The sequence below is a fragment of the Sphingomonas melonis DAPP-PG 224 genome (assembly GCF_000379045.1).
GTDB lineage: Bacteria > Pseudomonadota > Alphaproteobacteria > Sphingomonadales > Sphingomonadaceae > Sphingomonas > Sphingomonas aquatilis.
The window spans coordinates 3,299,974-3,322,244 of record NZ_KB900605.1 but is presented as its reverse complement, the minus strand read 5'-3'; the positions used below and the strand labels follow the sequence as shown (position 1 = coordinate 3,322,244).

Sequence of the window (22,271 nt, the reverse complement as noted above, 5' to 3'; positions counted from 1 at the left end):
CCATAACGTAGGCGTTACGTTTTACTTATTTTGCACGTCCCGTCGTGAGAGCTGATCGTGCGGCACAGCAGCGTGCGTTGCGCGGGCGGTCCCCCGCTCCTATGTGGAGACCGAAACAGACCGACCCGGGGGAAATGGCCGCGATGACAATGTTCGACGATCGGGAAAAGGCATTGGAAGGGCAGTTCGCCCGCGCCGAGGAAATGGCGTTTCGCATCACCGCGCGCCGCAACCGTCTGCTGGGCCAGTGGGCCGCGGAACTGATGGGTTTGACGCCGGAGGAAACGGATTCCTACGCGAAGTCGGTCGTCCAGGCGGATTTCGAGGAAGCGGGCGATGAAGACGTCGTTCGCAAGCTGCTGGGCGACCTCACCGCCGCGCGTGTCGAAACCGACGATGCCACCGTGCGCCGCGCACTCGCCGACAAGGCGATCGAAGCGCGTCGCCAATTGATGCAGCCGGAGTAAGCAGCGCGATGCCGATGGCCGCTGACGATATCGCCGCGCTGATCCGCGCCGCCATTCCCGATGCCGAGGTCGAGATCACCGATCTTGCCGGCGACGGAGACCATTATGCCGCACGCGTCGTGTCGGCGAGCTTCGCGGGCCTGCCGCTGCGCCAGCAGCATCAGGCGGTGTACGCGGCGCTCGGCGGCCGGATGGGCGGCGAACTCCATGCGCTGCAACTCAAAACCGCAGCAGCCTGAGGATACAGACCATGACCGACGATACCCACGCCCGCATCGACGCCGTCGTAAAGAACAACGCGGTGGTGCTGTTCATGAAGGGCAGCCCGCTGTTCCCGCAGTGCGGCTTTTCCAGCCGCGCGGTGGCGATCCTCGACCATCTCGGCGTCAGCTACGAAAGCGTCGACGTGCTGCAGGACCAGGCGATCCGTCAGGGCATCAAGGCCTATTCCGATTGGCCGACGATCCCGCAGCTCTATGCCGGCGGCGAATTCATCGGCGGGTCGGACATCATGATGGAAATGTACGAAAGCGGCGAACTGGCGACGCTGCTGAAGGGCGAAGCCGCCGCGCAGTAAGCGCGGGCTTCGATACCTGCCCGACGAGATCGGGCATCGGGCGGGCGTCGTATGGCGTCCGCCCTTTTGTATTTGTGGCTGTTGCGCGCTTGGCTGGCTCGCGGTCTAGCGGTCCGGTAAGCGAGGATCGGCCTCGCATGGCCATGTCGGCCGGGTGCGGGTGGGCCGGTGCGTGATACGATCCCGCGTCTGGCCCACCCTGCTGAAGCGTCGAACGCTCGGCTGTCCTGGCATAAGCATCCGGCGTGCCAATTGCGCCAACCGACGAAAATGGCTGCCCCCGGTTGGTTAACGCCACGACGCTTACGGGTGCAGCTGTAAAATTCTTCGACAACGGCCACACGCCGTCGCCGCTCGCCGTTTGGAACCTCCACATCCCCTATTGACTACGTTCGTAATCGGAGCGATCACAGCTGTAGTCGATAGAGGAGCGTAACCGTGGCCGAACGAATCAGCGATGCCGAGCATGCGGTGATGGAGGTTCTGTGGGACGAATCGCCGCTCACCGCGCAGGACGTGGCGGAGCGGGTCGATCCGGCGCGGGGCTGGAGCGCCAATACGGTCAAGACATTGCTCGGCCGGCTGCTCGCCAAATCCGCGATTGCGCATCAGGAGGATGGCCGCCGGTATCTCTACCGCCCGATCGTTGCGCGCGACGATTACGTGTCCGGCGAATCGAAGCGGCTGATCGACCGTCTCTTCGGCGGCAAGCTGACCCCGCTCGTCGCCCACCTCGCCGAGCGTGACGAGTTGAGCGCGCAGGATATCGCCGAGATCGAGGCGCTGCTGAAGGACCTGAAACAATGAGCGCGCTGCTGCCCGGCGCGCCGTTCCTCGGCTGGCTGATCGAGGCGCTGGTCGCCTCCACGCTATTGATGGGTCTGGCGCTGCTGATCCGCTGTCCGGTCCGCGAGGCATTCGGGCCGCAGATCGCCTATGCGCTGTGGGCCTTGCCACTGCTACGCCTGCTGCTGCCGCCTTTGCCGGCCGGCCTGCGGCAGGCCGCAGCCACCCCGCTCAGCCAAGCGAGCGAGACGATCACGATCATGGTCGTGGGGCAGGGCGCCACCGCGGTCGCGCCCGCCGTCGCACCACTGGCCGACGGTGCGCCGATCGCCTGGGGCCCGATCGTCGGTGGATCGCTGGCGCTGCTATGGGGCGTGGGCGCGCTCGGCTTCCTGCTGTGGCATCTCACCAGCCATACGCGCTTCTGCCGTCGTCTGCTCGGCACCGCCGCGCACGTGGAGGAGATGCGCGGCGTGCGCGTGATCGCCAGTGATGCGGCGCCCGGGCCGCTCGCCTTCGGCGTGCTCCGCCGCTACGTCGCCTTCCCGCTCGACTTCGCCGATCGTTACGATGCCGACGAGCGCGAACTCGCGCTGGAGCACGAAATCGGCCACCACCAGCGTGGCGATCTGATCGCCAATTGGATCGCCCTGGCGGTGCTCGCGCTCCACTGGTTCAATCCCGTCGCCTGGCGCGCCTTCCGCGCCTTCCGCGCCGATCAGGAGCTGGCCAACGACGCCCGCGTGCTCGCGGGTCGGTCCGCCATCGACCGTCACGCCTATGCCTGCGCCATCGTGAAGGCGGCGCACGGCGGGGCCGTGTCCGCCGCCTGCCACCTGCACACCATCGACGATCTGAAAGGGAGAATCCGTATGCTGACCACCATGCCGCGTTCGCGTCGGCGTCTCGCGACCGGGGGCGTACTGATGTCCGCCGTCGTCCTTACCGGCCTTGGTCTCACCGCCTCGGGCACCAGCGCTGCCAAGGCGATCAGCGGCAAGGTGGGCGATACGATCGGCGTCGATCTGCAAGCGCAGCCGCCGGCGCCGCCGGCCCCTCCCGTCGCTCCCGCGCACCCGGCACCCGCTACCGCGCCCGACGTGGCGGCGATCGCGGCCGTGCCTGCGCCTCCTCAGGCTCTCGAGGCGCCCGACGCGCCTGCCGCACCGCCGGTCCCCGCCGCGCCTGCAAAGGCTCGTCGCATCGTCATCAACACGATGCAGGATGGCAAGGTCGCCACGTTCACGTCGAACGCCGATGGCCATTTCGACGATGCCGCGATCGAGCGCATGGCCGCGGATGCCCGCAGCCGCGCGCCCGAGGTCAGCTCGCGCAATTGCGCCGATGGCCGCGACGGCGGCCCGCGCCAGCTGGTGGTCCACACGACGCGCGCCGGCAAGCGGGCGATGATCGTCTGCACCAACCGGATCGAGGCGGCGGCCACAGCGGGTGCGATGGCATCCGCCCATGCCGCGGTCGTGAAGCGCGACGCGCTGCAAACGGCGCTGTCGAGCGTCATGGTGACGCGCGCCAGCATCGCCAATAACGCCAGCATCCCGCCCGCCGATCGCGCCTCCGCCCTGAAGGATATCGACGACGCGCTGGTCGAGCTGCGCAACGAGATGGCGGGTATCGGTAAGGACTGACGTCCCGATCCGATACCGGCCTCGAACCTCCCCGCGCACGGTCCCGCGTGGGGAGGTTTTGCTTGCGCCCAGGGCCACCGCACGCCACATCCATGGACAATGCCCGCGCATCCGACCGGAATCCCGATCCAGCTCGAGCCGCTCGTCACGCGCGTGCTCGCGCCCAACGCCTCGCCCTACACGTATAGCGGCACGCAGACGCACGTCGTCGGCACCACCGATCTTGCGATCATCGATCCGGGCCCCGACGATCCCGCGCATATCGCCGCCCTGCTGGACGTCATCGCCGGCCGGCCCGTGACGGCGATCGTCATCACGCATCACCATCGCGATCACAGCCCCGCCAGCCGACCGCTCGCCGCCACCACCGGCGCGCCGATTGTCGGCCCGCGCGCGCACCACGTCGCGGACGATGCCCTGCCTTTGGATGCCGCCTTCGACGCCGATTACGCGCCGGATCGCGTGCTGGAGGAGGGCGATACCGTCAGCGGCGATGGCTGGACATTGCGCGCCATCGCGACGCCCGGCCACACCTCCAACCATCTGGCCTATGCGCTGCCCGAAAGCGGCGCGTTGTTTTCGGGCGACCATGTAATGGGCTGGGCGACTAGCGTCGTCTCGCCGCCCGATGGCGACATGGGCGACTATATGGCGAGCCTCGACAAGCTGATGGGCCGCGACGATCGCGTCTATTATCCGGGCCATGGCGAGGCGGTGGACAATCCACAGCGGCTGGTGCGCGGCATGCTCGGCCATCGCAAGCAGCGCGAGGGGCAGATCCTGCGCCTGCTCCGCGAAGCCCCGATGGCCATCCCGGCGATGACTGCGCGCATGTACGTCGGGCTCGACCCGCGGCTGCTCGGCGCGGCGGAGCGATCGGTGCTCGCGCATCTGTACGACCTGCGCCATCGCGCACTGGTGGAGGAGGAAGGAGACACATGGCGGATCCGCGCGTGATCGATCCCGCAACGCCGCCGGCCCGCGGATCGATCGGATCGTTCCTGGGCAAGGCCGCGGGCGTCATCGTCCTGCTGGCGCTCGCGGTGCTGCTCGGCCTGTGGGCGATCCAGCGCTATGTCGAACGGCGGCTCGCGCCCGATCCCACCACGGTCGCCAGCGCCAGCCTGCAGGGATTGCGCGAACAGAACCGGCTGTCGGCCTTTGCGGCGCGCTTCGTCGCCGTCTCTACCTCGCGCCAGTCGCAGCTTGGCCTGTCGACCGAGAAGACGCTGATCATGCCAGGCACCGTCCGCTACGAAGTGGACCTCGCCAAGCTGACGCCCTCCGACGTCATTTGGGACGCTGGCACCAAGACACTGTCGGTACGCCTGCCGCCGGTGGAGATTGACGGGCCGCAGATCGATCTGGCGCAGCTGCGCGAATATGGCAGCGGCGGCATCCTGTCGCACGTCACCGATGCCGAGGCGCGGCTCGATACGGCCAACCGGCGGGCCGGGCAGGCCGAACTGGTGCGGCAGGCGCGCGACGCCGCACCGATGAAGCTCGCTCGCGATGCGACGCGCCGGGCGGTGGAGACCAGCTTCGCCATGCCGTTGCGCGCTGCCGGGATCGACGCGCAGGTGAAGGTGCGCTTTGCCGATGACCCGACGCCATCGGGCGAGCGTTGGGATACCAGCCGTTCGTTGCAGGAAGTTCTTGGCAACGCAGAGTGAGGCCCGGCGTTGAGCCCGGCGTGGGTATCGCCTAACGGGGGTGTCATGGAACTGACGACCAATCTGGCAGGGCTGGACCTGCGCGCCGAGATCGACCGCCTCCGCAAGGAGCGCAACGCCGTCATCCTCGCGCATTACTATCAAAAGCCCGAATTGCAGGACCTGGCCGATTTCGTCGGTGACAGCCTGGATCTGAGCCGCAAGGCGCAGGCCACCGATGCCGACGTCATCGCCTTTTGCGGCGTGCGCTTCATGGCCGAAACCGCGAAGATCCTCAGCCCCGACAAGACGGTCGTGCTGCCCGACATGGATGCCGGGTGCAGCCTGGAAGACAGCTGCCCGCCCGAGCAATTCGCCGCCTTCCGCGCCGCGCATCCCGATCACATCGCGCTGACGTACATCAACTGCTCGACCGAGGTGAAGGCGCTCAGCGACATCATCGTCACCTCCTCGTCCGCGGAGACGATCCTCGCGCAATTGCCGCGCGATCAGAAGATCATCTTCGGCCCCGACCGCAATCTCGGCGGCTACCTCCAGCGCAAGACCGGGCGCGAGCTATTGCTCTGGCCCGGCGTGTGCATCGTGCATGAGGCATTCAGCGAAACCGAGCTGCTGAAGCTCAAGGCGCAATACCCCGGCGCCCCCGTCGCGGCACACCCCGAATGCCCCGCGGTGATCCTGGATCACGCCGATTATGTCGGTTCGACGCGCGGCATCCTGGAATATGCCAATGCGATGCCCGGCGACACGCTGATCGTCGCGACCGAGCCGCACATCATTCACCAGATGGAAAAGGCGATGCCGACCAAGCGCTTCATCGGTGCGCCGGGTGCGGACGGCAATTGCAACTGCAACATCTGCCCGTACATGGCGCTCAACACGCTGGAAAAGCTGTACATCGCCCTGCGCGACCTCACGCCGCGCATCGAAATCGAGGAAGGGCTCCGGATCAAGGCGAAGAAGAGCCTGGATGCCATGCTGGCGCTCGCCTCGACCAGCGTGGGCAAGGGCGATCTGGGGCCGGCACCGGTGGCGCCGGTTCCCGTCACGGGGGACTGACGCGTCAGCGCGAGGATGTCGGGGTCGACGCGCCCAGAAGATCGTGCGCGGCACCGAGGTGGATCGCCACCATCGTCAGCTCTAGCGTATCGGCCAAGGCCAAAGCAGCCGCGAGCAACCGGCGCAATTCGGCCTCGTCAGCACCGTCGGTCATATATCCCCTCCCGTTCCCGTGACACTTGATAGCCGCTTTTTCCCTTCCGGCGTCTCAATAGGATGATCCAGCCATGCGCTTCCGTCTGGACGGCTTCGATACCGACGCCTTTATCGCCGCCACCCTGGCGGAGGACCTGGGGGAAGCGGGCGATATCACCTCTGCAGCGGTGATCCCGGCAGAGGCGCGCTTCGCCGGCGTGATGGACACGCGCGAGGCGATCGTGGTCGCGGGGCTGGGCCTGGCGGAGGGCTTTTTTCAAGCGCTCGATCCGCAGGCGGTGATCACGCCGCTCGCGGCTGATGGTGATTATGTGCCGGCCGGCACAGACCTGATGCGGATCGAGGGGTCGGCGCGTGCGATGCTGACCGCCGAACGTTCGGCGCTCAACACCGTGCAGCATCTGTCCGGCATCGCCACGCTGACCCGTCAGTACGTCGATGCGATCGCGGGTACGGGCGCGACCCTGCTCGATACGCGCAAGACGATCCCGGGGCTGCGCCGGCTCGAAAAATACGCCACGCGCGTCGGCGGGGCGCAGAACCATCGCATGGGTCTATGGGATGCGGCGATGATCAAGGACAATCACGTTGCGGTCGCGGGCGGCATCGCCGCGGCGGTCCAGCGCGCGGTTGGCGCGGGGATCGAGCGGATCATCGTCGAGGTCGATTCGCTCGACCAGATCGCGCCTGCGCTGGACGGGGGTGCGACGCATCTGCTGCTCGACAATATGGGGCCCGATACGCTGCGACAGGCGGTGGCGATGATCGGCGGCCGCGTACCGACCGAGGCGTCGGGCGGCGTCCGTCTCGACACGATCCGCGCCATCGCCGAAACGGGCGTGACCTATATTTCGGTGGGGCGGCTGACCCAGTCGGCGCCGGCGGCGGATATCGGGCTGGATTTCGCGCTGCTGTGATCGTGGCGGCTTGCACGACGCCGCTGCGCGGCTAGGCTGCCGCGCATCTGTTCTGCTTGGGGGCACCCATGATCAAACCACCGTCGATCGCGCGTTTCGAACAATTCTACTGGGCCTCGGTCATCCTCGGCCTGATCAACACCGCCCTCAACTGGAAGACCTCGCAGGCGTTGATTGCTGCCAATCCGGTCCTCGCCGGCGCCAGCTGGATCGTGCCGGTAACGCAAGTGATCGGCCTGATTATCGCCGTGCTGCTCTGGTTCTTCATCGTCCGCCGGCCCAGCGTCGTCGCCAAGTGGATCCAGGTCGTCTTCGCTGCTCTCGGCGCGTTCGGCATAGCCTCGGCGCTGTTCATGCTGGCGATGGGGCGTGTGCCGGTCACCATCCAGGTCGTGCTCGGGCTCGTGGCCAACATCCTCTACATCGCCGCCGCAGTGATGCTGTTCAAGCCGGACGCCAAGGAATGGCTGGGCGAGGGGCGCGACCCCGACGATATCGAGGCGCCGCGCGTATGATCGGCCGACTTCTGCTCGCCGCCACGGCGATCGCGGTGCCGGCCGCGGCGCAGGCGCAAAGCTATCGCTGCTCGGCCCCGACCCAGATCGATCGGCCACGCCCCGATCTGGCCGACGCCCGCCAGCCGCAGCGGCTGCTGCCGATCGGCGGCTATACGCTGGCGATCACCTGGGCCCCGCAATTCTGCCACGAGCATGCGCGCGACGCCTCGGCCCGCTTCCAGTGCGGCAGCGGCAATCGCTTCGGCTTCACGCTGCACGGCCTGTGGCCGGATGGCGTGGGCAAGGACTGGCCGCAATATTGCCAGGCGACGCCGCTGCTGTCGCGAGAGGTGATCCAGCAGAACATCTGCTCGACGCCGTCGGCGCAGCTGTTGCAGCACGAATGGTCGAAGCACGGCACCTGCATGTCGGGCTATACGCCGGAGCGCTATTTCGCGCAGTCCACCGGCCTGTACGCGAAGCTGCGCTATCCCGACATGAACGCGCTGTCGCGCCGTCCGATGACTGCGGGCAAGCTGGCGCAGGCGGTGGCGGATGCCAATCCGGGCCTCACCGCCGACATGATGCGGATCACCGCGAACCGCCGCGGCTGGCTGGACGAAATCTGGCTCTGCCTCGACAAGACGTTCCGTTACCAGCGCTGTCCGGCGCATCAGGGCGGACTAGCACCCAACGCCAGCGTGAAGATCTGGCGCGGCATGCGATGATCCCGTTGCCGTCCGGGCCGGTATGCACCGGCCCGGCGGTCAGCCGATGATCGTCGCCGTCGCCGGGTGATGACGGTCCAGATGCTTGCGGATGATCCGCAGGTTGCGCGTGTTCGATCGGAAGAAGAAGTCGGGCACCGCGCCGACGAAGGGGATGAGGCCCAGCGCCCAGTCGATCCCGACATTGCCGAACATCCGCGCCATCTGCAGCTTCGACATGCCGAGGTTGCGCGCTTCCCAGACCAGCCACGACCCGATCAGCGCCGCGATCGTCGTCCCGACGACGGGCACGAGGTCGAGCAACACGTCCATGCCCACCTTGCGATTGGTGCCGGGCAGCGTGAACAGCCCCTCCATCACGCGTTCCATCGCCTCTAGACGGATGCGGACCGAGGCGGCGTCGCGCCCGGTCGGCAAGGTTGCGATCAGCGGACGCATGTCCATGGGACGGGGCCGGCGGGGCGTGGTCTGTGCCATGTCGCTTAATTGGTGTCGTCGCGCAGCCGGTTCAACGGGTGCCAGGCGCGCGTGTTCGGGCGCCACTGCCTCAGCCGCAGCGCGACCAGCGACCAGCGCAGCGGCCGCGCGATCGGGATGAAGGCGGTGTCGACCGCCAGCGCGGCATCGGCCAGCCCGATCAGCCGGGCGCGATCGGCCATCGTCGGTGCATCGCGGGCGGCGATCAGTGCCGCACGGGCCTCGTCCCCGCACGGCGCGCACGCGGTGGCGAGATACCAGCGCGCGCTGTCATAGGGCGCGACCTGATCGACGAGGCGCAATTCGGCGGGGGCGGTCATCGCGACACGTTCCGGCGTGATCCCGATCGCATAGAGCGCCGCGGCCATCTGACCATAAAGTAGCGTCGCGCCGGGCCCCGGCGGCAGGGCAATCCGCATCCGCACAGGCGCACCAAACGCGGCGACCCGCGCCTGAGCGTCCGCGATCCGCTGCTCGGGCGACAGCAGCGCCCAGCCGGGGATGGCGGGTGGCGCACCGGAGTCGAGCGACTCTGGCAGGATGCGCTCGGCCGTCTCCCAGCCCGGCATCACTGCCGCGGTCACTGCGGCGCGATCGATCGCGCCGTTCAGCGCGGCGCGATTGCCCGGATCGGCGAGGAAGCCCTCGCGTGAGGCGATCGCGAAGCCGAACAGGCCGACGGCGGGATCGAGGCGGAGATTGGCGGGCGCGACCTGTGCGAGGCTCAGCAGCGGCCAGTCGGCGAAGGTGCCGCCGGTGACGTAATCCGAATCGCGGGCGACGAAGCGGACGATGGCGCGTGCCGCCCGTTCGCCGATCAGCCGCACGTCGTCTTCGGGGCGGGTCGTGCGGTGATCCTCGGGATCGGCACGCGTCCGGTCGAATGCCGGGCGGAGCAGCAGGCTGCGATGGGCGGCGCTGACGATCCGCATCGGTCCCGCGCCGCCCGCATTGCCGATCCCGCCGCTGCGCCACAGCGCGAGTTCGGGCTGGGCGAACAGTTTGAGCAGATCGGGGCGGGGGCGCAGCAGCCGCACTTCGATGACCTGCGGCGTCATCGTGACGATCTCGTCGATCGCCGTCAGGAACGGGGCGAGGGGGTTGCGCGAGCCGGGGGCGATCTGGCGCCGCAGCTGCGCGACGACTTGGTCGGCGGTGACCGCGCTGCCATCGGGCCACTGGGCGTCGCGGAGGCGGAAGATGTAGCTTGTGCCCTGATCGATGACGATCCAGCGTTCGGCGAGCCCCGGTTCGATCTGGCCGCTGGCGTCGAACCGCACCAGCCCCTCTGCCGTCGCGTCGAGCAGCAGCCGGGTCGGCGTATTGGGCAACGTGCGGCTGGGATCGGCAAGCCGCGGTGCGGTGCCGATCGCACTGGCGACGACCGGCCCCGAATCAGGGCGCCGGTCGCAACCGCCGAGCGTCGCGGTCAACGCCAGCGCAAAAGCCATGGTGCGGACGGCGGGACTCGAACCCGCACTCCATAGGAAGCCGATTTTAAGTCGGCTGCGTCTACCGGTTTCGCCACGTCCGCACACAGGGGCACGACAAGCGCACGTGGGTGCGGGCGTCAAGTCACGACCGGCATTTCATCGCCGTGCTGGGCAAAGATAGTCCGCCGGGCGACGACGCGGTGCGTCACGTCACACGTTCAGACGGGCGCGCATTTCCTTGCCGGGCTTGAAATAGGGGACGCGCTTGGCGTCGACATCGACGGTTTCGCCGGTGCGCGGGTTGCGACCGACGCGGGCATCGCGGGCGCGGGTCGAAAAGGCGCCGAAGCCGCGCAGTTCGACGCGGCCGTTCGCGGCAAGACGCAGCGTGATCTCATCGAAGAAAGTGCTCACGATCGCCTCGACGTCGTGGCTCGTCAGCTCGGGGTTGAGATCGCAGAGTTTTTGAACGAGTTCAGATCGGATCACGGTACGGGCTCCCCCCGGCGCCAGGTTGCGGAGATTGATGAAGATCAATGCCCACGACGTATAGGGCCGCAACGAAGCCGATCCAAGGAAAAATATGTCAGGTCAGGACATTTCTGCCCCGACCTGACACATGGGTAAGTGTTGCTTACTTCTTTTCGGCGTCCGAGCGGGCCTTCAGCGCCTCGCCCAGAATGTTGCCGAGCGTCGCGCCCGAGTCGGACGAGCCGTACTGAGCAACCGCCTGCTTCTCTTCGGCGATCTGCATCGCCTTGATCGAGAAGGTCGGCTTCTTCGAACGATCGAAGCCGGTGACCATCGCGTCGAACTTCTGGCCGACCTGGAAACGCTCCGGACGCTGTTCGTCACGGTCGCGGCCGAGATCGGTGCGCTTGATGAAGCCGGTCGCGCCATCGTCGCCCTGCTGCACTTCGAGGCCCGCATCGCGGACTTCGAGGACGGTGACGGTGACGATCGCGTTCTTGTTCAGACGGTCGCCCGCTGCCGCGATGCCGCCGGCCGCCGGGCCGCCGCGCTCGAGCTGCTTCATGCCGAGGCTGATGCGCTCCTTCTCGGCGTCGATGTCCAGAACGATCGCCTGAACGGTCTCGCCCTTGCGGTGCAGGTTGAGGGCATCCTCACCCGACACGCCCCAGGCGATGTCCGACATGTGAACCATGCCGTCGACGTCGTTGTCCAGGCCGATGAACAGGCCGAACTCGGTGGCGTTCTTGACTTCGCCCTCGACGGTCGAACCGATCGGATGGGCGGCGGCGAACGCTTCCCACGGATTGTTCTGCGCCTGCTTGAGGCCGAGGCTGATGCGACGCTTGTCCTCGTCGACCTCGAGCACCACGACATCGACTTCCTGCGAGGTCGAGACGATCTTGCCCGGATGGACGTTCTTCTTGGTCCAGGACATTTCCGAAACGTGGACCAAGCCTTCGATGCCCGGCTCCAGCTCGACGAACGCACCATATTCGGTGATGTTCGTGACGCGGCCCGACAGCTTGGCGCCGACCGGATACTTCGCGCTCGCGCCATCCCACGGATCGGACTCGAGCTGCTTCATGCCGAGGCTGATGCGCTGCGTGTCCTTGTTGATGCGGATGATCTGCACCTTCACGGTGTCGCCGATCGCGATCATTTCCGACGGGTGGTTGACGCGCTTGTAGCTGAGGTCGGTGACGTGCAGCAGGCCGTCGATGCCGCCCAGGTCGACGAACGCACCGTAATCGGTGATGTTTTTGACGACGCCGTCGATGATCTGGCCTTCCGCCAGGCTCTGGATCAGGCCCGAACGCTGCTCGGCGCGGGTTTCTTCCAGAACGGCGCGACGCGACACGACGATGTTGCCGCGCTTGCGGTCCATCTTCAGGATCTGGAACGGCTGCGGGATGTCCATCAGCGGCGTGACGTCACGCACCGGACGGATATCGACCTGCGAACCCGGCAGGAACGCGACGGCGCCCGACAGGTCGACGGTGAAGCCGCCCTTGACGCGGCCGAAGATCACGCCCTCGACACGAGCGGTCTTGCTGAATTCCAGCTCCAGCTTGTCCCAGGCGGCTTCGCGGCGCGCGCGGTCGCGGCTGAGCATCGCTTCGCCATGCATGTTCTCGACGCGGTCGACATAGACTTCGACTTCGTCACCGACCTTCAGATCGGCCTTCTGGCCGGGTGCGGCGAATTCGCGCAGCGGCACGCGGCCTTCCGACTTCAGACCGACGTCGATGACGGCCATGTCGTTTTCGATCGCGGTGACGGTGCCGTGAACGACACGGCCCTCGAAGCTGTCGGCACCGCCGAACATGTCATCGAGCATCGCGGCGAAATCGTCGCGGGTGGGTTGGGGCTGGGTAGCCATAGGGTTAGAGTGTCCTCGAGTTATTCTGTTTCCGGCCAAGCGGTTGGGTCCGCTGGTCTTGGCTGAAAACGCCGCGGCGACCCCATGCCGGTCGCGGCATCCATCGGGCGGGCGTGCAGCGGGAGGAATGCGATGCGCTGAATGCGAAAAGGGCGCGGTCCGCCAAGCGGTCGCGCCGTCCCCCGCCGAACACCTGCTCGCCGGACCGGCGCGCCATAGGGGAAATGCGGGCTTTTGGCAAGGCGCGGCGGGGTGGCCGCGAATCGCCGTTCGGGGGCGCGAGGGGCTGCGGAAGTGGACGAAGTGGACGGTACGTAATCGTCGGAAACCAGGGGGCCGTAGCGCCCGGCCGGGAGCGGCGGGGCGAGGGGCGGGCGGGTCATGGGGAGGTTGTAGCAGAAACGGGGTGTGTAGGACAGAGTGAGGATGGTTGGAACGAATATCCAGGCTTTTAAAATGATTGCCGGATTGACCCAGTAATCTGATCCATTGCGAATTATCAGGTGTGCTAAACTTCTTGATCAAATGACTATAAAGGAAGATGCTGCCTCCGTCCGACTCGGACGGTGTCGTGACAAATAAACGTCAAACGAGGATTGCAACATGCGTCGTATCCTACTGCTTGGCATGCCACTGGCGCTTCTGATGGGCTCAAGCGCAAATGCGCAGAGCGAGAACGAGCCATCGCCTCCTTACCCTACCACAACTCAGTGCTACAATGAGGCTCTGCGCTGGGCTCGATTGCACGCACAGCCAGGGACTCAGGAGTATTACGACGAATTCTACGAATATTTTTATACTAACTGTCCGAACACCCAAGATTGAATGGAGCGCACAGGCTGATTGCTATGGTATGTAAGCGTCGGCTTGTGCCCCTGTCTGAATCGCGGCACGCGTGAAGCTGCTATGCGTTGACTCGATACTGATTATCAGTGGTTCGTCTGTTCCTTAGCAAGGCTGCTTTAAGACTTCGGGCTTTCTTGACTAATTTTGCCGCAACCCGCGTCTCGACCATGTGATCGCCTTCGCCACGCTCGCCTCGACGGTAGGCGTGCTCGTATCCAGCAAGGTAGCGTCGGCGGCCATCGTCAGCCGGGCGGTGTCGCGGGCGTCGCGGTCGCGGATGTCGTATGATCGCCGCCAATTTGCGCCTGTGTAACTGTCCCGTCGCAAACAGTCCATAATGGACCCAGCAGGCCAATAAGGTCGTCTGGGGAACATCATGACATCCAAATTCATCCGCGTCGCCGGGGTCGGTGGCGCGTGCCTGATGCTTGTCGCACCGCAACTGGTGCTGGCGCAAACGGCCGGAACGATCGCCGCCGAGGACAAGGCGGGCGAGGACATCATCGTGTCGGGCAAGAAGCTGCCGACCACGGGGATCGAGATCGTCGATGCGCCCAAGGCGCGCGCGATCGTGACGCGGGACTATATCGAACATACCGTTCCGGGGCAGTCGATCTTCAATGCGATCAACATGGTGCCGGGCGTCAATTACGTCGCGGGCGATCCCTATGGCGGCAACGGCGGCAGCATCCGTATCCGGGGGTTCGATGCGTCGCGCATCGCCTTCAGCTTCGACGGTCTGCCGCTGAACGATGCCGGCAATTACGCCATCTATTCGAGCCAGCAGATCGATCCCGAACTGGTGCAGACGGTCAACGTCAGCTTCGGGTCGACCGACGTCGATACGCCCACCGCCAGCGCCTCCGGCGGTACGGTCAACTATCGCACGATCATGCCGACCGAACAGATGAGCGCAACCGCGGTCTATTCGCACGGCCGCGGCAACATGAACCGCCTGTTCGGCCTGATCAATACCGGCGACCTTAACGCCAGCGGTACGCGGGCCTGGGTTTCGGCAAGCCACCAGAGCTACGCGCTCTATCCCTATTCGATCGTGCGCAAGAGCCAGTACAATGCGCGCCTCTATCAGCCGCTGGGGTCGGGAAAGGATTTCCTGTCGCTGGCCGGCTTCTTCTACCAGCATCGCAACATGGGCTTTGGCGGGCCGTCGGTCGCCACGGTCAACACGATCCTGGGCGGCGTGCTGCCGATCTCCACCGCGACCACCGCGACGCCATTGCGCGTCGACCTGACCCGCGCGCAATATGACCGCGTGCTGGGCGCGGCGACGACGTTTACCAACACGCCGGACTGCACGCTCGCCTCCGCGACGCCCGGCAAGGGCACGGTGCAGGACGACCGGTCGCTGTGCACGAACACGCGTCAGGTCGGGATCAACCCGGTCGATACCGGCAATGCGCGCTTCAACAGCCTGTTCACGCTGTCCGACCGGCTGACCTTCACGCTGGACGGCGGCTATAGCTACACGATGGCCAATGGCGGCGGCTCGACCGTGTTCGCCGAGAGCGACGCCAACGCCGGCGCGCGCGGGGTGTCGCGCAACCAGATCGGCCGCATCGGTGCAGGGATCGCGGCCGGGCGCGACCTGAACGGCGATGGCGACATGCTCGACTATGTCCGCGTCTTCTACCCCTCCAACACGCAGACGCACCGGCTGATCGCGATCGCGGGCCTGCGGTACGATATCGATCCCGCCAACCTGCTGCGGCTCGCCTATACCTGGGATCGCGCACGGACCGCGCAGACGGGCGAGGCGGCGTATCTGGGCGTTAACGGCTATCCGACCGCCGATTTCGGCGGACGCGACGGGTCGGTCGCGGTGCGCGATGCGGCGGGCAACGTGCTGAACAAGCGTAACCGGCTGACCTATTCGATCCTGCACCAGCTGTCGGGCGAATATCGCGGCCGCCCCTTCTCGGACGATCTGTCGATCACGCTGGGCCTGCGCGCGGCCTTCTTCCGCCGCAACATGAGCAACGCCTGCTACACGATTCCGGGCAGCAGCAACGAGGCCTATTGCACCTCGCAGAGCGCGCAGCAGGTCGCGGCGGACAGCCGCGGCGCGACGTTCGGCGCGCCGTACGTGGGGCGCATCCGCGAATATCACGCCGTCCTGCCCAATGCCGGCCTAGTCTGGCAGATGACGCCGACGACGAGCCTGTACGCAAGCTACAACCGCGGCTTCTCGGCGCCGACCACGGACATTTACGCCTATGACGACAAGGTCATCTCGCTGAAGGATCAGGAGGCGGTGCCCGAGCGCACGGACTCCTACGATGCGGGCCTGCGTTATTCGCGCGGTATCGTGCAGGCGCAGCTGGGCGGCTGGTACATCCGCTACGACAACCGAATCGTCAGCACGACGGTGCCGCTGGACGGTGGCGGCACGATCAGTGCCAGTCGCAACGTCGGCCGGGTCGACAGCAAGGGGATCGATGCGACGGTGATCGTCAACCCGACGCGCTGGCTGTCGCTGTACGGCTTCGGATCGTATCTGAAGGCCGAGCTGAAGGAGAATATCCTGAACGCCGCGACGGGCGCGGTGCTGATCGCCACCAAGGGCAAGTCGCTGGTCGATACGCCGAACTGGCAATATGGCGGCCGCGCGCAGGTGACGCTGCCGTACGTCGTGATGGGGGCGTCGGCCAAGCACGTCGGCGATCGCTTCATCACCGACGAGAATGACGCCATTTCGGCGGGGTACACGCTGGTCGACCTGGATGCGCAGGCGAAGCTGGATTGGGCCGGCCTGCCCAAGACCTACTTGCAGATCAACGTCACCAACCTGCTCGACACGCGCTATTACAGCAATGTCGGGACGGCGGCGCGAATCCGGGATGGCGGCTGGGTCAATTTCGGCAACGGGCGCACGGTCGTCGCCAGCCTGCACTTCGAGTTCTGAGCGGGCGTGCGGCGGATCGGCGGGGCGTTATGCCCGGCCGGCCCGCCGCGCCTCCACCAGTGCGATTGCCTTGGCCACGCTCGCCTCGATGGTGAGCGCGCTCGTATCCAGCAAGGCAGCGTCGGCGGCCATCGTCAGCGGGGCGGTGGAGCGGGCGCTGTCGCGGGCGTCGCGGGCGCGGATGTCGGCGAGGACCTTGTCGAAGGACACGTCGCTGCCGTGGCTCTGCAGTTCGCGGTGGCGGCGTTGGGCGCGGACTTGGGGGGTTGCCTTCACGAACAGCTTCGCGTCGGCGTCGGGGGCGATGACGGTGCCGATGTCGCGGCCGTCGAGCACCGCGCCACCGGCCTGGCGGGCGAAGCGCTTCTGGCGCTGGAGCAGCGCCGCGCGGACCAAGGGGTGGGCCGACACGATCGAGGCGAGCTGGCCGATCGCGTCCTGCCGCAGCGCGGGGTCGTCGAGCAGGGCCTCATCGAAGTTGCAGGCGGCGACGGCATCGGCCTCGATCGCCGGGTCCAGCTCCATCCGCTGCACGGTCAGCGCGACCGCGCGGTAGAGCAGGCCGGTATCGAGATGGGGCAGGCCGTAATGGCGGGCGAGCGCCTTGGCGATCGTGCCCTTGCCGCTCGCAGCGGGTCCGTCGACGGCGATGATCATGCGTTGAGCCATTGCGGGGCGGCACCGAGGCGCTTGGCGGTGTCGACGAAAGCCGGGTAGCTGGTCGCGATCGGCGCGGCGTCGTCGATGCGGACGGGGCGGGTGCTGTGCATGCCGGCGACCGCCATGCTCATCGCGATGCGGTGGTCGAGCAGCGAGGCGACGCGGTCGGCGCCGGTGCCGGGCAGGGGCTCGCCGTCGCGGCCCTCGATCGACAGGCCATCCTCGTGCTCGGTGACGCTAACGCCGGCGAGGCCGAGCGCGGCGGCCATGGCGGCGATGCGATCCGATTCCTTGACGCGCAATTCGTGCGCGCCGCGGGCGACCGTCGTGCCGCGCGCGAAGGCGGCGGCGACGAACAGGATGGGATATTCGTCGATCATGCTGGGGGCGAGATCGGCGGGGACTTCGATCGCCGACAGGCTTGCGTGGCGGACGCGCAGGTCGGCGACGCGCTCGCCGCCGATCTCGCGGCCGTCGACCTCGTCGATCGACGCGCCCATCAGCCGCAGTGCGGTGAGCAGGCCGGTACGCGTCGGGTTCATCAGCACGTTGCGGATCGTCACGTCCGATCCCGGCACGATCGACGCGGCGACCATCCAGAAGCCGGCGGATGAGGGATCGCCGGGGACGGTGATGTCCTGCGGCTTTAGTTCTGCCTCGCCATGGATCGCGATCAGCCTGCCCTCGGGCGTGTCCTCGACCGTCAGCTCCGCGCCGAAGCCGCGCAGCATGCGCTCGCTATGGTCGCGCGTCGGCACGGGTTCGATGACGCGGGTGATGCCGGGGGTGTTGAGCCCGGCGAGCAGCACCGCCGACTTCACCTGCGCCGAGGCGACGGGCAGCGTATAGGTGATCGGCACCGCGGGGCAGGCGCCCCGCATCGTCAGTGGCAGGCGATCCCCCGGGCTGGTCGTGAAGCTCGCCCCCATCTGCGCTAGCGGTTCGGTGACGCGCCCCATCGGTCGCTTCGACAGGCTGGCGTCGCCGACGAAGGTCGCGGTGATCGGATGGCTGGCGACCAGGCCCATCAGCAGCCGGGTCGACGTGCCCGAATTGCCCATGTCGAGCGCGGTCTGCGGCTGGAGCAGCCCGCCGACGCCGACGCCATGGACGGTCCAGATGCCGTCGTCGCTGCGATCGATCCGCGCGCCCATCGCGCGCATCGCGGCGGCGGTGGCGAGCACATCCTCGCCCTCCAGCAGGCCCCGGATGCGGCTTTCGCCGACCGCGAGGCTGGAGAACATCAGCGAGCGGTGGCTGATCGACTTGTCGCCGGGCACGGTGACGGTGCCGCGCAGGGGCCCTGCGGCGGCGATGGAGAGCGGGCGGGGAGGGGAGGCGTTCGACATGGCTGGCCGCGGGCTTTGACAGTCCCCTTGCGCTATGGCAAGGCGCGCTCCACCTCGGGCCAAGGGCGACCTTTGGCTCGCGAAACCCATTTCCGAAAGGTATCAGACGGCATGGTCAAGCCGGAGTGGGGCACGAAGCGTACGTGCCCGAAATGCGCGACGCGCTTCTACGACCTCGAAAAGGACGATCCCGTCACCTGCATCAACTGCGGCACGACGTGGAACCCGGAGCCGATCCTGAAGTCCAAGCAGCCGCTGCCGTTCGAGCAGATCAAGCCCGATTCGAAGGAAGCGGACAGCGATCTCGAGGGTGAGGACGAGGATCTGGAAGCGCTGGGCGAGGAGGAAGAACCCTCGGCCGACGACGAGGTGGACCTCGGCGGCGACGACGATCTGGGCGTGGAAGCGCCGACCGAAGACGACGATCACTAAGTTTTGAAACGCGCGGAGGCGCGTTTCGCGGTTCCGGCCCGCTAACCTTCCCGGCCACCCACAAAGTATCCTTGATGGGTGGCCGGGAGGGGGAGCGGGCCGGAACCGCCGCAAATTCGCCCTTCAGCGAATTTCAAACATAATTGTGGATAAGTGCATGGCAGGCGCAAATCGGCGCTTGCCATGCCAGGGCGCCCCGGTTAGTGGGGCGCCTCCCGGAACGATGGGGCCGTAGCTCAGCTGGGAGAGCGCTGCAATGGCATTGCAGAGGTCAGGGGTTCGATCCCCCTCGGCTCCACCATCCGTTCCGAAGAGGCTGACAAGCCTAATCAAATTGTCCCGATAGTCTTGCGCCCCGAGCGACTGTTACGATCGTAGCAGGACGTGGGCTGTCGCGTCCTTGCCTGAGCCTAAGCGAGGTTGAGCGAGGCTTCGTTGATCTGGGCGATTTCGAGCAGGACGGCGGACGTCTGGCGCGACAATTCGCGCACTTCATCGGCCAGGACGGCAAAGCCGCGGCCATGGTCGCCGAGACGGGCGGCTTCGATCCGGGCATTGAAGGCGAGGACGCGGGTGTCGGCGGCGATCTTCGTCACCGTGGCCAGCATGGCGTGTGCGCGGCGCGTCAGGGCTGCGCGCTCGTCGACGACGCGTTGCATCGAGCGTTCGTAGGTGACGTCGACGTAGGTCAGCACCGCGCCGCCCCCACATCCGGGCGTGAAGATGATTTCGAAAACCTGCCCATCGTCGAAATGGTGGTCCAGCGTCTGGCGCTCGCCCTGCGCGAGCCAGATACGGTGGTTGTCGAGGACGCGGGCGACGCGATCGGTCGACCAGCCGACGGCCCGGCCGATCTGCGCAAGATAGTCGCCCAGCATCGTGCCGACGGGCAGATTGGCCGGCTCCAGACCGAAGATCGCGCTGACCTGAGGGTTGATGAGGCGGATACGCTCGTCAGCGCCGTACACGACCATGCCATGGCGCATATGCGCCATTACGGTGGCGAGCTGCTTCGCGGCATCGCCGGTGGGCGTCACGCTGGAGGCCGGTTGAGACGGATGGGCAGGGACGGAATCGAGCGAAGCCATATCGTCCGATCTGTAGGCCGTTGGGAGCGGTATCGCGAGGACGATCTTCGGCGGCGGCGACGCGCATCGGGGCGATTCGGTGGCGCTGGATTCGCGGCGCGACCTTGAGCACATTCGGGTGGCCGCGCGGATCAGGCGTGCGGTGAAGCAGGAGGGGTTTCCATGACGTTTGTCCGTATGGCGCTGTGCGCTGCGCTGTTGGGGTGTGCCGGGGGCGCCGCTGCGCAGGAGGCGAAGGCGCCGCTCGTCAATCCGGAGGCGGGGGTGCCCGTCTTTGCCGGCGACATCACGGATCGGCCCTATCAGGTGATCGGCGAGGTGAAGGCCGGGGTGCGCAAGGCGACGGTATTCAGCAAGGCGTCGTCCGAAGCGAAAATCTATCGCGAGCTGTGGGAGCGGGCGAAGAAGATGGGCGCTGATGCAGTCATCAACGCCAAATATGGCGAGGCGCACGTGACGGCGATCAGCTGGGGCAAGACGAATGCCACGGGTACGGCGGTGAAGTTTACCGACGTGGCGAAATAGGGGCGCGCGCGGTTCGACGCGGTGTTTGTCCGGCAGGGATACTCGCGGGTTGAACCGGTCTCGTCATTGCGAGCGTAGCGAAGCCATCCAGGGCCGGGCCAGGCCGCCCTGGATTGGTTCGCTGCGTGCGTAAGGGCGGATGAGGCTGGCATGGTGCGGCTGGAGCCTCTGGCCGTCCCCGTGCTGACGAGTGGACCCCGGAACGAGTCCGGGGTGACGGGGGATTTGGGGTGAGCGAGCCTTACTTCGCCGCGACGCGCCAGATCGTGTTGCCAACGTCGTCGGCGACCAGCAGCGCGCCGGTGCGATCCGATTCCAGGCCGACCGGGCGGCCGCGGGCCTTGCCGTCGGCGTTGAGGAAGCCGGTCAGCACGTCCTGTGGCTTGACGCCATCGGCGGGGAAGCCGCGCGCTGCGAAGGGCACGAAGACGACCTTATAGCCCGACACCGGCTTGCGGTTCCACGAGCCATGCTCGCCGATCAGCGCGCCCTGCGCATAGCGGTCGCCGAGCTTCATGCCGTTGGCGAAGGCGAGGCCGAGCGCGGCGACGTGCGGCCCGAGCGCGTAATCGGGGCGCTTCGAATATTGCTGCAGGTCCGGGCGCTGCGGCTCGACGCGATTGTCGGGATAGCCGCCCCAATAGAACCACGGCCAGCCGAACTGGTCGCCGAGCTCGACCTGCGTCAAATAATCGGGCGCGAGGTCGGAGCCGAGCATGTCGCGTTCGTTGACGACGGTCCACAGCTGCTGATTGTAGGGGCTGATCGCCATGCCCTGCGGGTTGCGCAGGCCGCTGGCGTAGATGCGGAACGTCTTCTGGTCGGGATAGACCTGAAGGATGTTGGCGCGGAATTTCTCCGCCTCCAGCCCCTTTTCGGCGATGTTCGAGGCCGAACCGACGCCAACGAACAGCGTCTTGCCGTCCGGCGCCGCGATCAGCGTACGCGCCCAATGGTTGCCGCCGCCGTTCAGCTTGACGACCAGCTCGGGCTTGGCGGTGATCTGCGTCGCGCCGTCGGTATAAGGCACACGGACGAGCGCGTCGGTGTTGGCGATGTAGAGCTGGCCATTGAGCAGGGCCATGCCGGTCGGCGAGTTCAACCCGGTCATGAAGACATGGCGTTCCTCGGCAACGCCATCGCCGTTCGCATCGCGCAGCAGCGTGATGCGATTGGCAGAGGGCACGCCCGCGCCCGCCTTGTTGAGCAGGCGGCCCATGACCCAGGCTTCGACCCCGCCGCCTTCGCGGGGCGGCGAATTGGTTTCGGCGACCAGCACGTCGCCGTTGGGCAGGCGATACAGCCAGCGCGGATGATCGAGGCCGCGCGCGAACGCCTTCACCGTCAGGCCCGCGGCGGGGGTGGGCGTTTCGTTGCCCTGCCAGCCGACGACATCGGCGACCTTGACGGTGGGCAGCGTCTGGTCGCGCGGTTCGGTGATGGCGGGGCGCTTGCCGGCGACCTGATCGACCGACAGCTTCGCCGTATCCGGCCAGGCGAGATAGACGACGACCGCCACGGCGATGACGGCGATGAGCGCGGCGACGCGCAGGACGTGCTTCAGCATGGCACTACGATAAGAGGAGTGGGGCTGGCGGGGAAGGGGGCTGCGGCGCGTTGCCTGTCGAAGGGCGTGTTCCTGCACGCGCGGCGGTCGCCCGCGGCCACCGTGCTTCGAC

The 22,271-nt window shown here is 66.8% G+C and carries 23 protein-coding genes and 2 tRNA genes; 15 read left to right on the top strand and 10 right to left on the bottom strand.

Annotated elements, in window-relative coordinates:
• Window positions 1–143: 143 nt before the first annotated feature.
• The 8 genes from SPHME3_RS0116115 (at window position 144) to nadA (ending at window position 6,208) form a co-directional block, all read left to right on the top strand.
• Entirely contained in the window at window positions 144–467 is a 324-nt protein-coding gene (locus SPHME3_RS0116115) for a DUF1476 domain-containing protein (protein ID WP_024310502.1), read from the top strand.
• Window positions 468–475: 8 nt separating this feature from the next.
• On the top strand, window positions 476–706 hold the full coding sequence (locus SPHME3_RS0116110) for a BolA family protein (protein ID WP_020486447.1): 231 nt from the start codon (window positions 476–478) through the stop codon (window positions 704–706).
• An 11-nt stretch (window positions 707–717) separates the two neighbouring features.
• On the top strand, window positions 718–1,044 hold the full coding sequence (gene grxD / locus SPHME3_RS0116105; protein ID WP_017978331.1) for a Grx4 family monothiol glutaredoxin: 327 nt from the start codon (window positions 718–720) through the stop codon (window positions 1,042–1,044).
• A 438-nt stretch (window positions 1,045–1,482) separates the two neighbouring features.
• Window positions 1,483–1,851, top strand: a complete 369-nt coding sequence (locus SPHME3_RS0116100; protein WP_017978332.1) for a BlaI/MecI/CopY family transcriptional regulator — start codon at window positions 1,483–1,485, stop codon at window positions 1,849–1,851.
• Complete coding sequence (locus SPHME3_RS0116095; protein WP_017978333.1) at window positions 1,848–3,476, top strand: M56 family metallopeptidase; 1,629 nt, start codon at window positions 1,848–1,850, stop codon at window positions 3,474–3,476. The genes SPHME3_RS0116100 and SPHME3_RS0116095 overlap by 4 nt, the downstream gene beginning before the upstream one ends.
• Window positions 3,477–3,575: 99 nt before the next feature.
• Window positions 3,576–4,433, top strand: a complete 858-nt coding sequence (locus tag SPHME3_RS0116090; RefSeq protein WP_017978334.1) for an MBL fold metallo-hydrolase — start codon at window positions 3,576–3,578, stop codon at window positions 4,431–4,433.
• Window positions 4,415–5,149, top strand: a complete 735-nt coding sequence (locus SPHME3_RS0116085; protein WP_018251083.1) for a DUF4230 domain-containing protein — start codon at window positions 4,415–4,417, stop codon at window positions 5,147–5,149. Before SPHME3_RS0116090 ends, SPHME3_RS0116085 begins: the two co-directional genes overlap by 19 nt.
• A 45-nt stretch (window positions 5,150–5,194) precedes the next feature.
• On the top strand, window positions 5,195–6,208 hold the full coding sequence (gene nadA / locus SPHME3_RS0116080; protein ID WP_017978336.1) for a quinolinate synthase NadA: 1,014 nt from the start codon (window positions 5,195–5,197) through the stop codon (window positions 6,206–6,208).
• A gap of 4 nt (window positions 6,209–6,212) precedes the next feature.
• Here nadA and SPHME3_RS21405 read toward each other — a convergent pair whose 3' ends face one another.
• Entirely contained in the window at window positions 6,213–6,362 is a 150-nt protein-coding gene (locus SPHME3_RS21405) for a hypothetical protein (RefSeq protein ID WP_017978337.1), read from the bottom strand.
• Between the two features lie 73 nt (window positions 6,363–6,435).
• On the opposite strand from SPHME3_RS21405, the gene nadC reads away from it, so the two are divergent.
• The 3 genes from nadC to SPHME3_RS0116060 all read left to right on the top strand — a co-directional run bounded on the left by nadC (window position 6,436) and on the right by SPHME3_RS0116060 (window position 8,506).
• The gene (gene nadC / locus SPHME3_RS0116070) at window positions 6,436–7,281 is read left to right on the top strand and encodes a carboxylating nicotinate-nucleotide diphosphorylase (protein ID WP_017978338.1); all 846 of its coding nucleotides are present in this window, start codon (window positions 6,436–6,438) and stop codon (window positions 7,279–7,281) included.
• A gap of 68 nt (window positions 7,282–7,349) precedes the next feature.
• Window positions 7,350–7,796, top strand: coding sequence for a hypothetical protein (locus tag SPHME3_RS0116065; RefSeq protein ID WP_017978339.1), 447 nt, complete (start codon window positions 7,350–7,352; stop codon window positions 7,794–7,796).
• Complete coding sequence (locus SPHME3_RS0116060) at window positions 7,793–8,506, top strand: ribonuclease T2 family protein (RefSeq protein ID WP_018251082.1); 714 nt, start codon at window positions 7,793–7,795, stop codon at window positions 8,504–8,506. The genes SPHME3_RS0116065 and SPHME3_RS0116060 overlap by 4 nt, the downstream gene beginning before the upstream one ends.
• 39 nt (window positions 8,507–8,545) lie before the next feature.
• On the opposite strand, the gene SPHME3_RS0116055 is transcribed toward SPHME3_RS0116060, so the two are convergent.
• The 5 genes from SPHME3_RS0116055 to rpsA form a co-directional block, all read right to left on the bottom strand.
• A complete protein-coding gene (locus tag SPHME3_RS0116055) occupies window positions 8,546–8,950 on the bottom strand; it encodes a DUF4112 domain-containing protein (RefSeq protein WP_017978341.1) in 405 nt (134 codons plus the stop codon).
• Window positions 8,951–8,988: 38 nt separating this feature from the next.
• The gene (locus SPHME3_RS0116050) at window positions 8,989–10,434 is read right to left on the bottom strand and encodes an ABC transporter substrate-binding protein (RefSeq protein ID WP_024310503.1); all 1,446 of its coding nucleotides are present in this window, start codon (window positions 10,432–10,434) and stop codon (window positions 8,989–8,991) included.
• Window positions 10,434–10,517 (bottom strand) — tRNA-Leu (locus SPHME3_RS0116045). Before SPHME3_RS0116045 ends, SPHME3_RS0116050 begins: the two co-directional genes overlap by 1 nt.
• Window positions 10,518–10,626: 109 nt before the next feature.
• Window positions 10,627–10,905: an integration host factor subunit beta gene (locus SPHME3_RS0116040; RefSeq protein ID WP_024310504.1), complete on the bottom strand. Its 279-nt coding sequence runs from the start codon at window positions 10,903–10,905 to the stop codon at window positions 10,627–10,629.
• Between the two features lie 145 nt (window positions 10,906–11,050).
• Window positions 11,051–12,769 (bottom strand): 30S ribosomal protein S1, encoded by a 1,719-nt coding sequence (gene rpsA / locus SPHME3_RS0116035; RefSeq protein ID WP_020486448.1) that lies wholly within the window; start codon window positions 12,767–12,769, stop codon window positions 11,051–11,053.
• A 1,222-nt stretch (window positions 12,770–13,991) separates the two neighbouring features.
• Here rpsA and SPHME3_RS0116025 point away from each other — a divergent pair.
• On the top strand, window positions 13,992–16,538 hold the full coding sequence (locus SPHME3_RS0116025; RefSeq protein ID WP_017978345.1) for a TonB-dependent receptor: 2,547 nt from the start codon (window positions 13,992–13,994) through the stop codon (window positions 16,536–16,538).
• A 27-nt stretch (window positions 16,539–16,565) separates the two neighbouring features.
• Here SPHME3_RS0116025 and cmk read toward each other — a convergent pair whose 3' ends face one another.
• Both cmk and aroA read right to left on the bottom strand, forming a co-directional pair.
• A complete protein-coding gene (gene cmk, locus SPHME3_RS0116020) occupies window positions 16,566–17,195 on the bottom strand; it encodes a (d)CMP kinase (RefSeq protein WP_017978346.1) in 630 nt (209 codons plus the stop codon).
• Window positions 17,192–18,547 (bottom strand): 3-phosphoshikimate 1-carboxyvinyltransferase, encoded by a 1,356-nt coding sequence (gene aroA, locus SPHME3_RS0116015; protein WP_018251081.1) that lies wholly within the window; start codon window positions 18,545–18,547, stop codon window positions 17,192–17,194. The genes cmk and aroA overlap by 4 nt, the downstream gene beginning before the upstream one ends.
• Window positions 18,548–18,658: 111 nt before the next feature.
• On the opposite strand from aroA, the gene SPHME3_RS0116010 reads away from it, so the two are divergent.
• The gene (locus SPHME3_RS0116010; protein WP_017978348.1) at window positions 18,659–18,979 is read left to right on the top strand and encodes a TIGR02300 family protein; all 321 of its coding nucleotides are present in this window, start codon (window positions 18,659–18,661) and stop codon (window positions 18,977–18,979) included.
• A gap of 225 nt (window positions 18,980–19,204) precedes the next feature.
• A tRNA-Ala gene (locus SPHME3_RS0116005) sits at window positions 19,205–19,280 on the top strand.
• 109 nt (window positions 19,281–19,389) lie between these two features.
• On the opposite strand, the gene SPHME3_RS21720 is transcribed toward SPHME3_RS0116005, so the two are convergent.
• Window positions 19,390–20,016: a methyl-accepting chemotaxis protein gene (locus SPHME3_RS21720; protein ID WP_017978349.1), complete on the bottom strand. Its 627-nt coding sequence runs from the start codon at window positions 20,014–20,016 to the stop codon at window positions 19,390–19,392.
• Window positions 20,017–20,229: 213 nt separating this feature from the next.
• Here SPHME3_RS21720 and SPHME3_RS0115995 point away from each other — a divergent pair, with 213 nt between their 5' ends.
• Entirely contained in the window at window positions 20,230–20,592 is a 363-nt protein-coding gene (locus SPHME3_RS0115995) for a heavy metal-binding domain-containing protein (protein WP_231291997.1), read from the top strand.
• A 241-nt stretch (window positions 20,593–20,833) separates the two neighbouring features.
• On the opposite strand, the gene SPHME3_RS0115990 is transcribed toward SPHME3_RS0115995, so the two are convergent.
• Complete coding sequence (locus SPHME3_RS0115990; protein ID WP_017978351.1) at window positions 20,834–22,159, bottom strand: PQQ-dependent sugar dehydrogenase; 1,326 nt, start codon at window positions 22,157–22,159, stop codon at window positions 20,834–20,836.
• Between the last annotated feature and the right edge of the window lie 112 nt (window positions 22,160–22,271).

What these genes read in the sequence shown, in the direction of transcription:
- SPHME3_RS0116115 (WP_024310502.1), top strand. Translation starts at nt 144, where the DNA reads ATGACAATGTTCGACGATCGGGAAAAGGCATTGGAAGGGCAGTTCGCC.
- SPHME3_RS0116110 (WP_020486447.1), top strand. Translation starts at nt 476, where the DNA reads ATGCCGATGGCCGCTGACGATATCGCCGCGCTGATCCGCGCCGCCATT.
- grxD (WP_017978331.1), top strand. Translation starts at nt 718, where the DNA reads ATGACCGACGATACCCACGCCCGCATCGACGCCGTCGTAAAGAACAAC.
- SPHME3_RS0116095 (WP_017978333.1), top strand. Translation starts at nt 1,848, where the DNA reads ATGAGCGCGCTGCTGCCCGGCGCGCCGTTCCTCGGCTGGCTGATCGAG.
- SPHME3_RS0116090 (WP_017978334.1), top strand. Translation starts at nt 3,576, where the DNA reads ATGCCCGCGCATCCGACCGGAATCCCGATCCAGCTCGAGCCGCTCGTC.
- SPHME3_RS0116085 (WP_018251083.1), top strand. Translation starts at nt 4,415, where the DNA reads ATGGCGGATCCGCGCGTGATCGATCCCGCAACGCCGCCGGCCCGCGGA.
- nadA (WP_017978336.1), top strand. Translation starts at nt 5,195, where the DNA reads ATGGAACTGACGACCAATCTGGCAGGGCTGGACCTGCGCGCCGAGATC.
- SPHME3_RS21405 (WP_017978337.1), bottom strand. Translation starts at nt 6,362, where the DNA reads ATGACCGACGGTGCTGACGAGGCCGAATTGCGCCGGTTGCTCGCGGCT.
- nadC (WP_017978338.1), top strand. Translation starts at nt 6,436, where the DNA reads ATGCGCTTCCGTCTGGACGGCTTCGATACCGACGCCTTTATCGCCGCC.
- SPHME3_RS0116065 (WP_017978339.1), top strand. Translation starts at nt 7,350, where the DNA reads ATGATCAAACCACCGTCGATCGCGCGTTTCGAACAATTCTACTGGGCC.
- SPHME3_RS0116060 (WP_018251082.1), top strand. Translation starts at nt 7,793, where the DNA reads ATGATCGGCCGACTTCTGCTCGCCGCCACGGCGATCGCGGTGCCGGCC.
- SPHME3_RS0116055 (WP_017978341.1), bottom strand. Translation starts at nt 8,950, where the DNA reads ATGGACATGCGTCCGCTGATCGCAACCTTGCCGACCGGGCGCGACGCC.
- SPHME3_RS0116050 (WP_024310503.1), bottom strand. Translation starts at nt 10,434, where the DNA reads ATGGCTTTTGCGCTGGCGTTGACCGCGACGCTCGGCGGTTGCGACCGG.
- rpsA (WP_020486448.1), bottom strand. Translation starts at nt 12,769, where the DNA reads ATGGCTACCCAGCCCCAACCCACCCGCGACGATTTCGCCGCGATGCTC.
- SPHME3_RS0116025 (WP_017978345.1), top strand. Translation starts at nt 13,992, where the DNA reads ATGACATCCAAATTCATCCGCGTCGCCGGGGTCGGTGGCGCGTGCCTG.
- cmk (WP_017978346.1), bottom strand. Translation starts at nt 17,195, where the DNA reads ATGATCATCGCCGTCGACGGACCCGCTGCGAGCGGCAAGGGCACGATC.
- aroA (WP_018251081.1), bottom strand. Translation starts at nt 18,547, where the DNA reads ATGTCGAACGCCTCCCCTCCCCGCCCGCTCTCCATCGCCGCCGCAGGG.
- SPHME3_RS0116010 (WP_017978348.1), top strand. Translation starts at nt 18,659, where the DNA reads ATGGTCAAGCCGGAGTGGGGCACGAAGCGTACGTGCCCGAAATGCGCG.
- SPHME3_RS0115995 (WP_231291997.1), top strand. Translation starts at nt 20,230, where the DNA reads ATGACGTTTGTCCGTATGGCGCTGTGCGCTGCGCTGTTGGGGTGTGCC.
- SPHME3_RS0115990 (WP_017978351.1), bottom strand. Translation starts at nt 22,159, where the DNA reads ATGCTGAAGCACGTCCTGCGCGTCGCCGCGCTCATCGCCGTCATCGCC.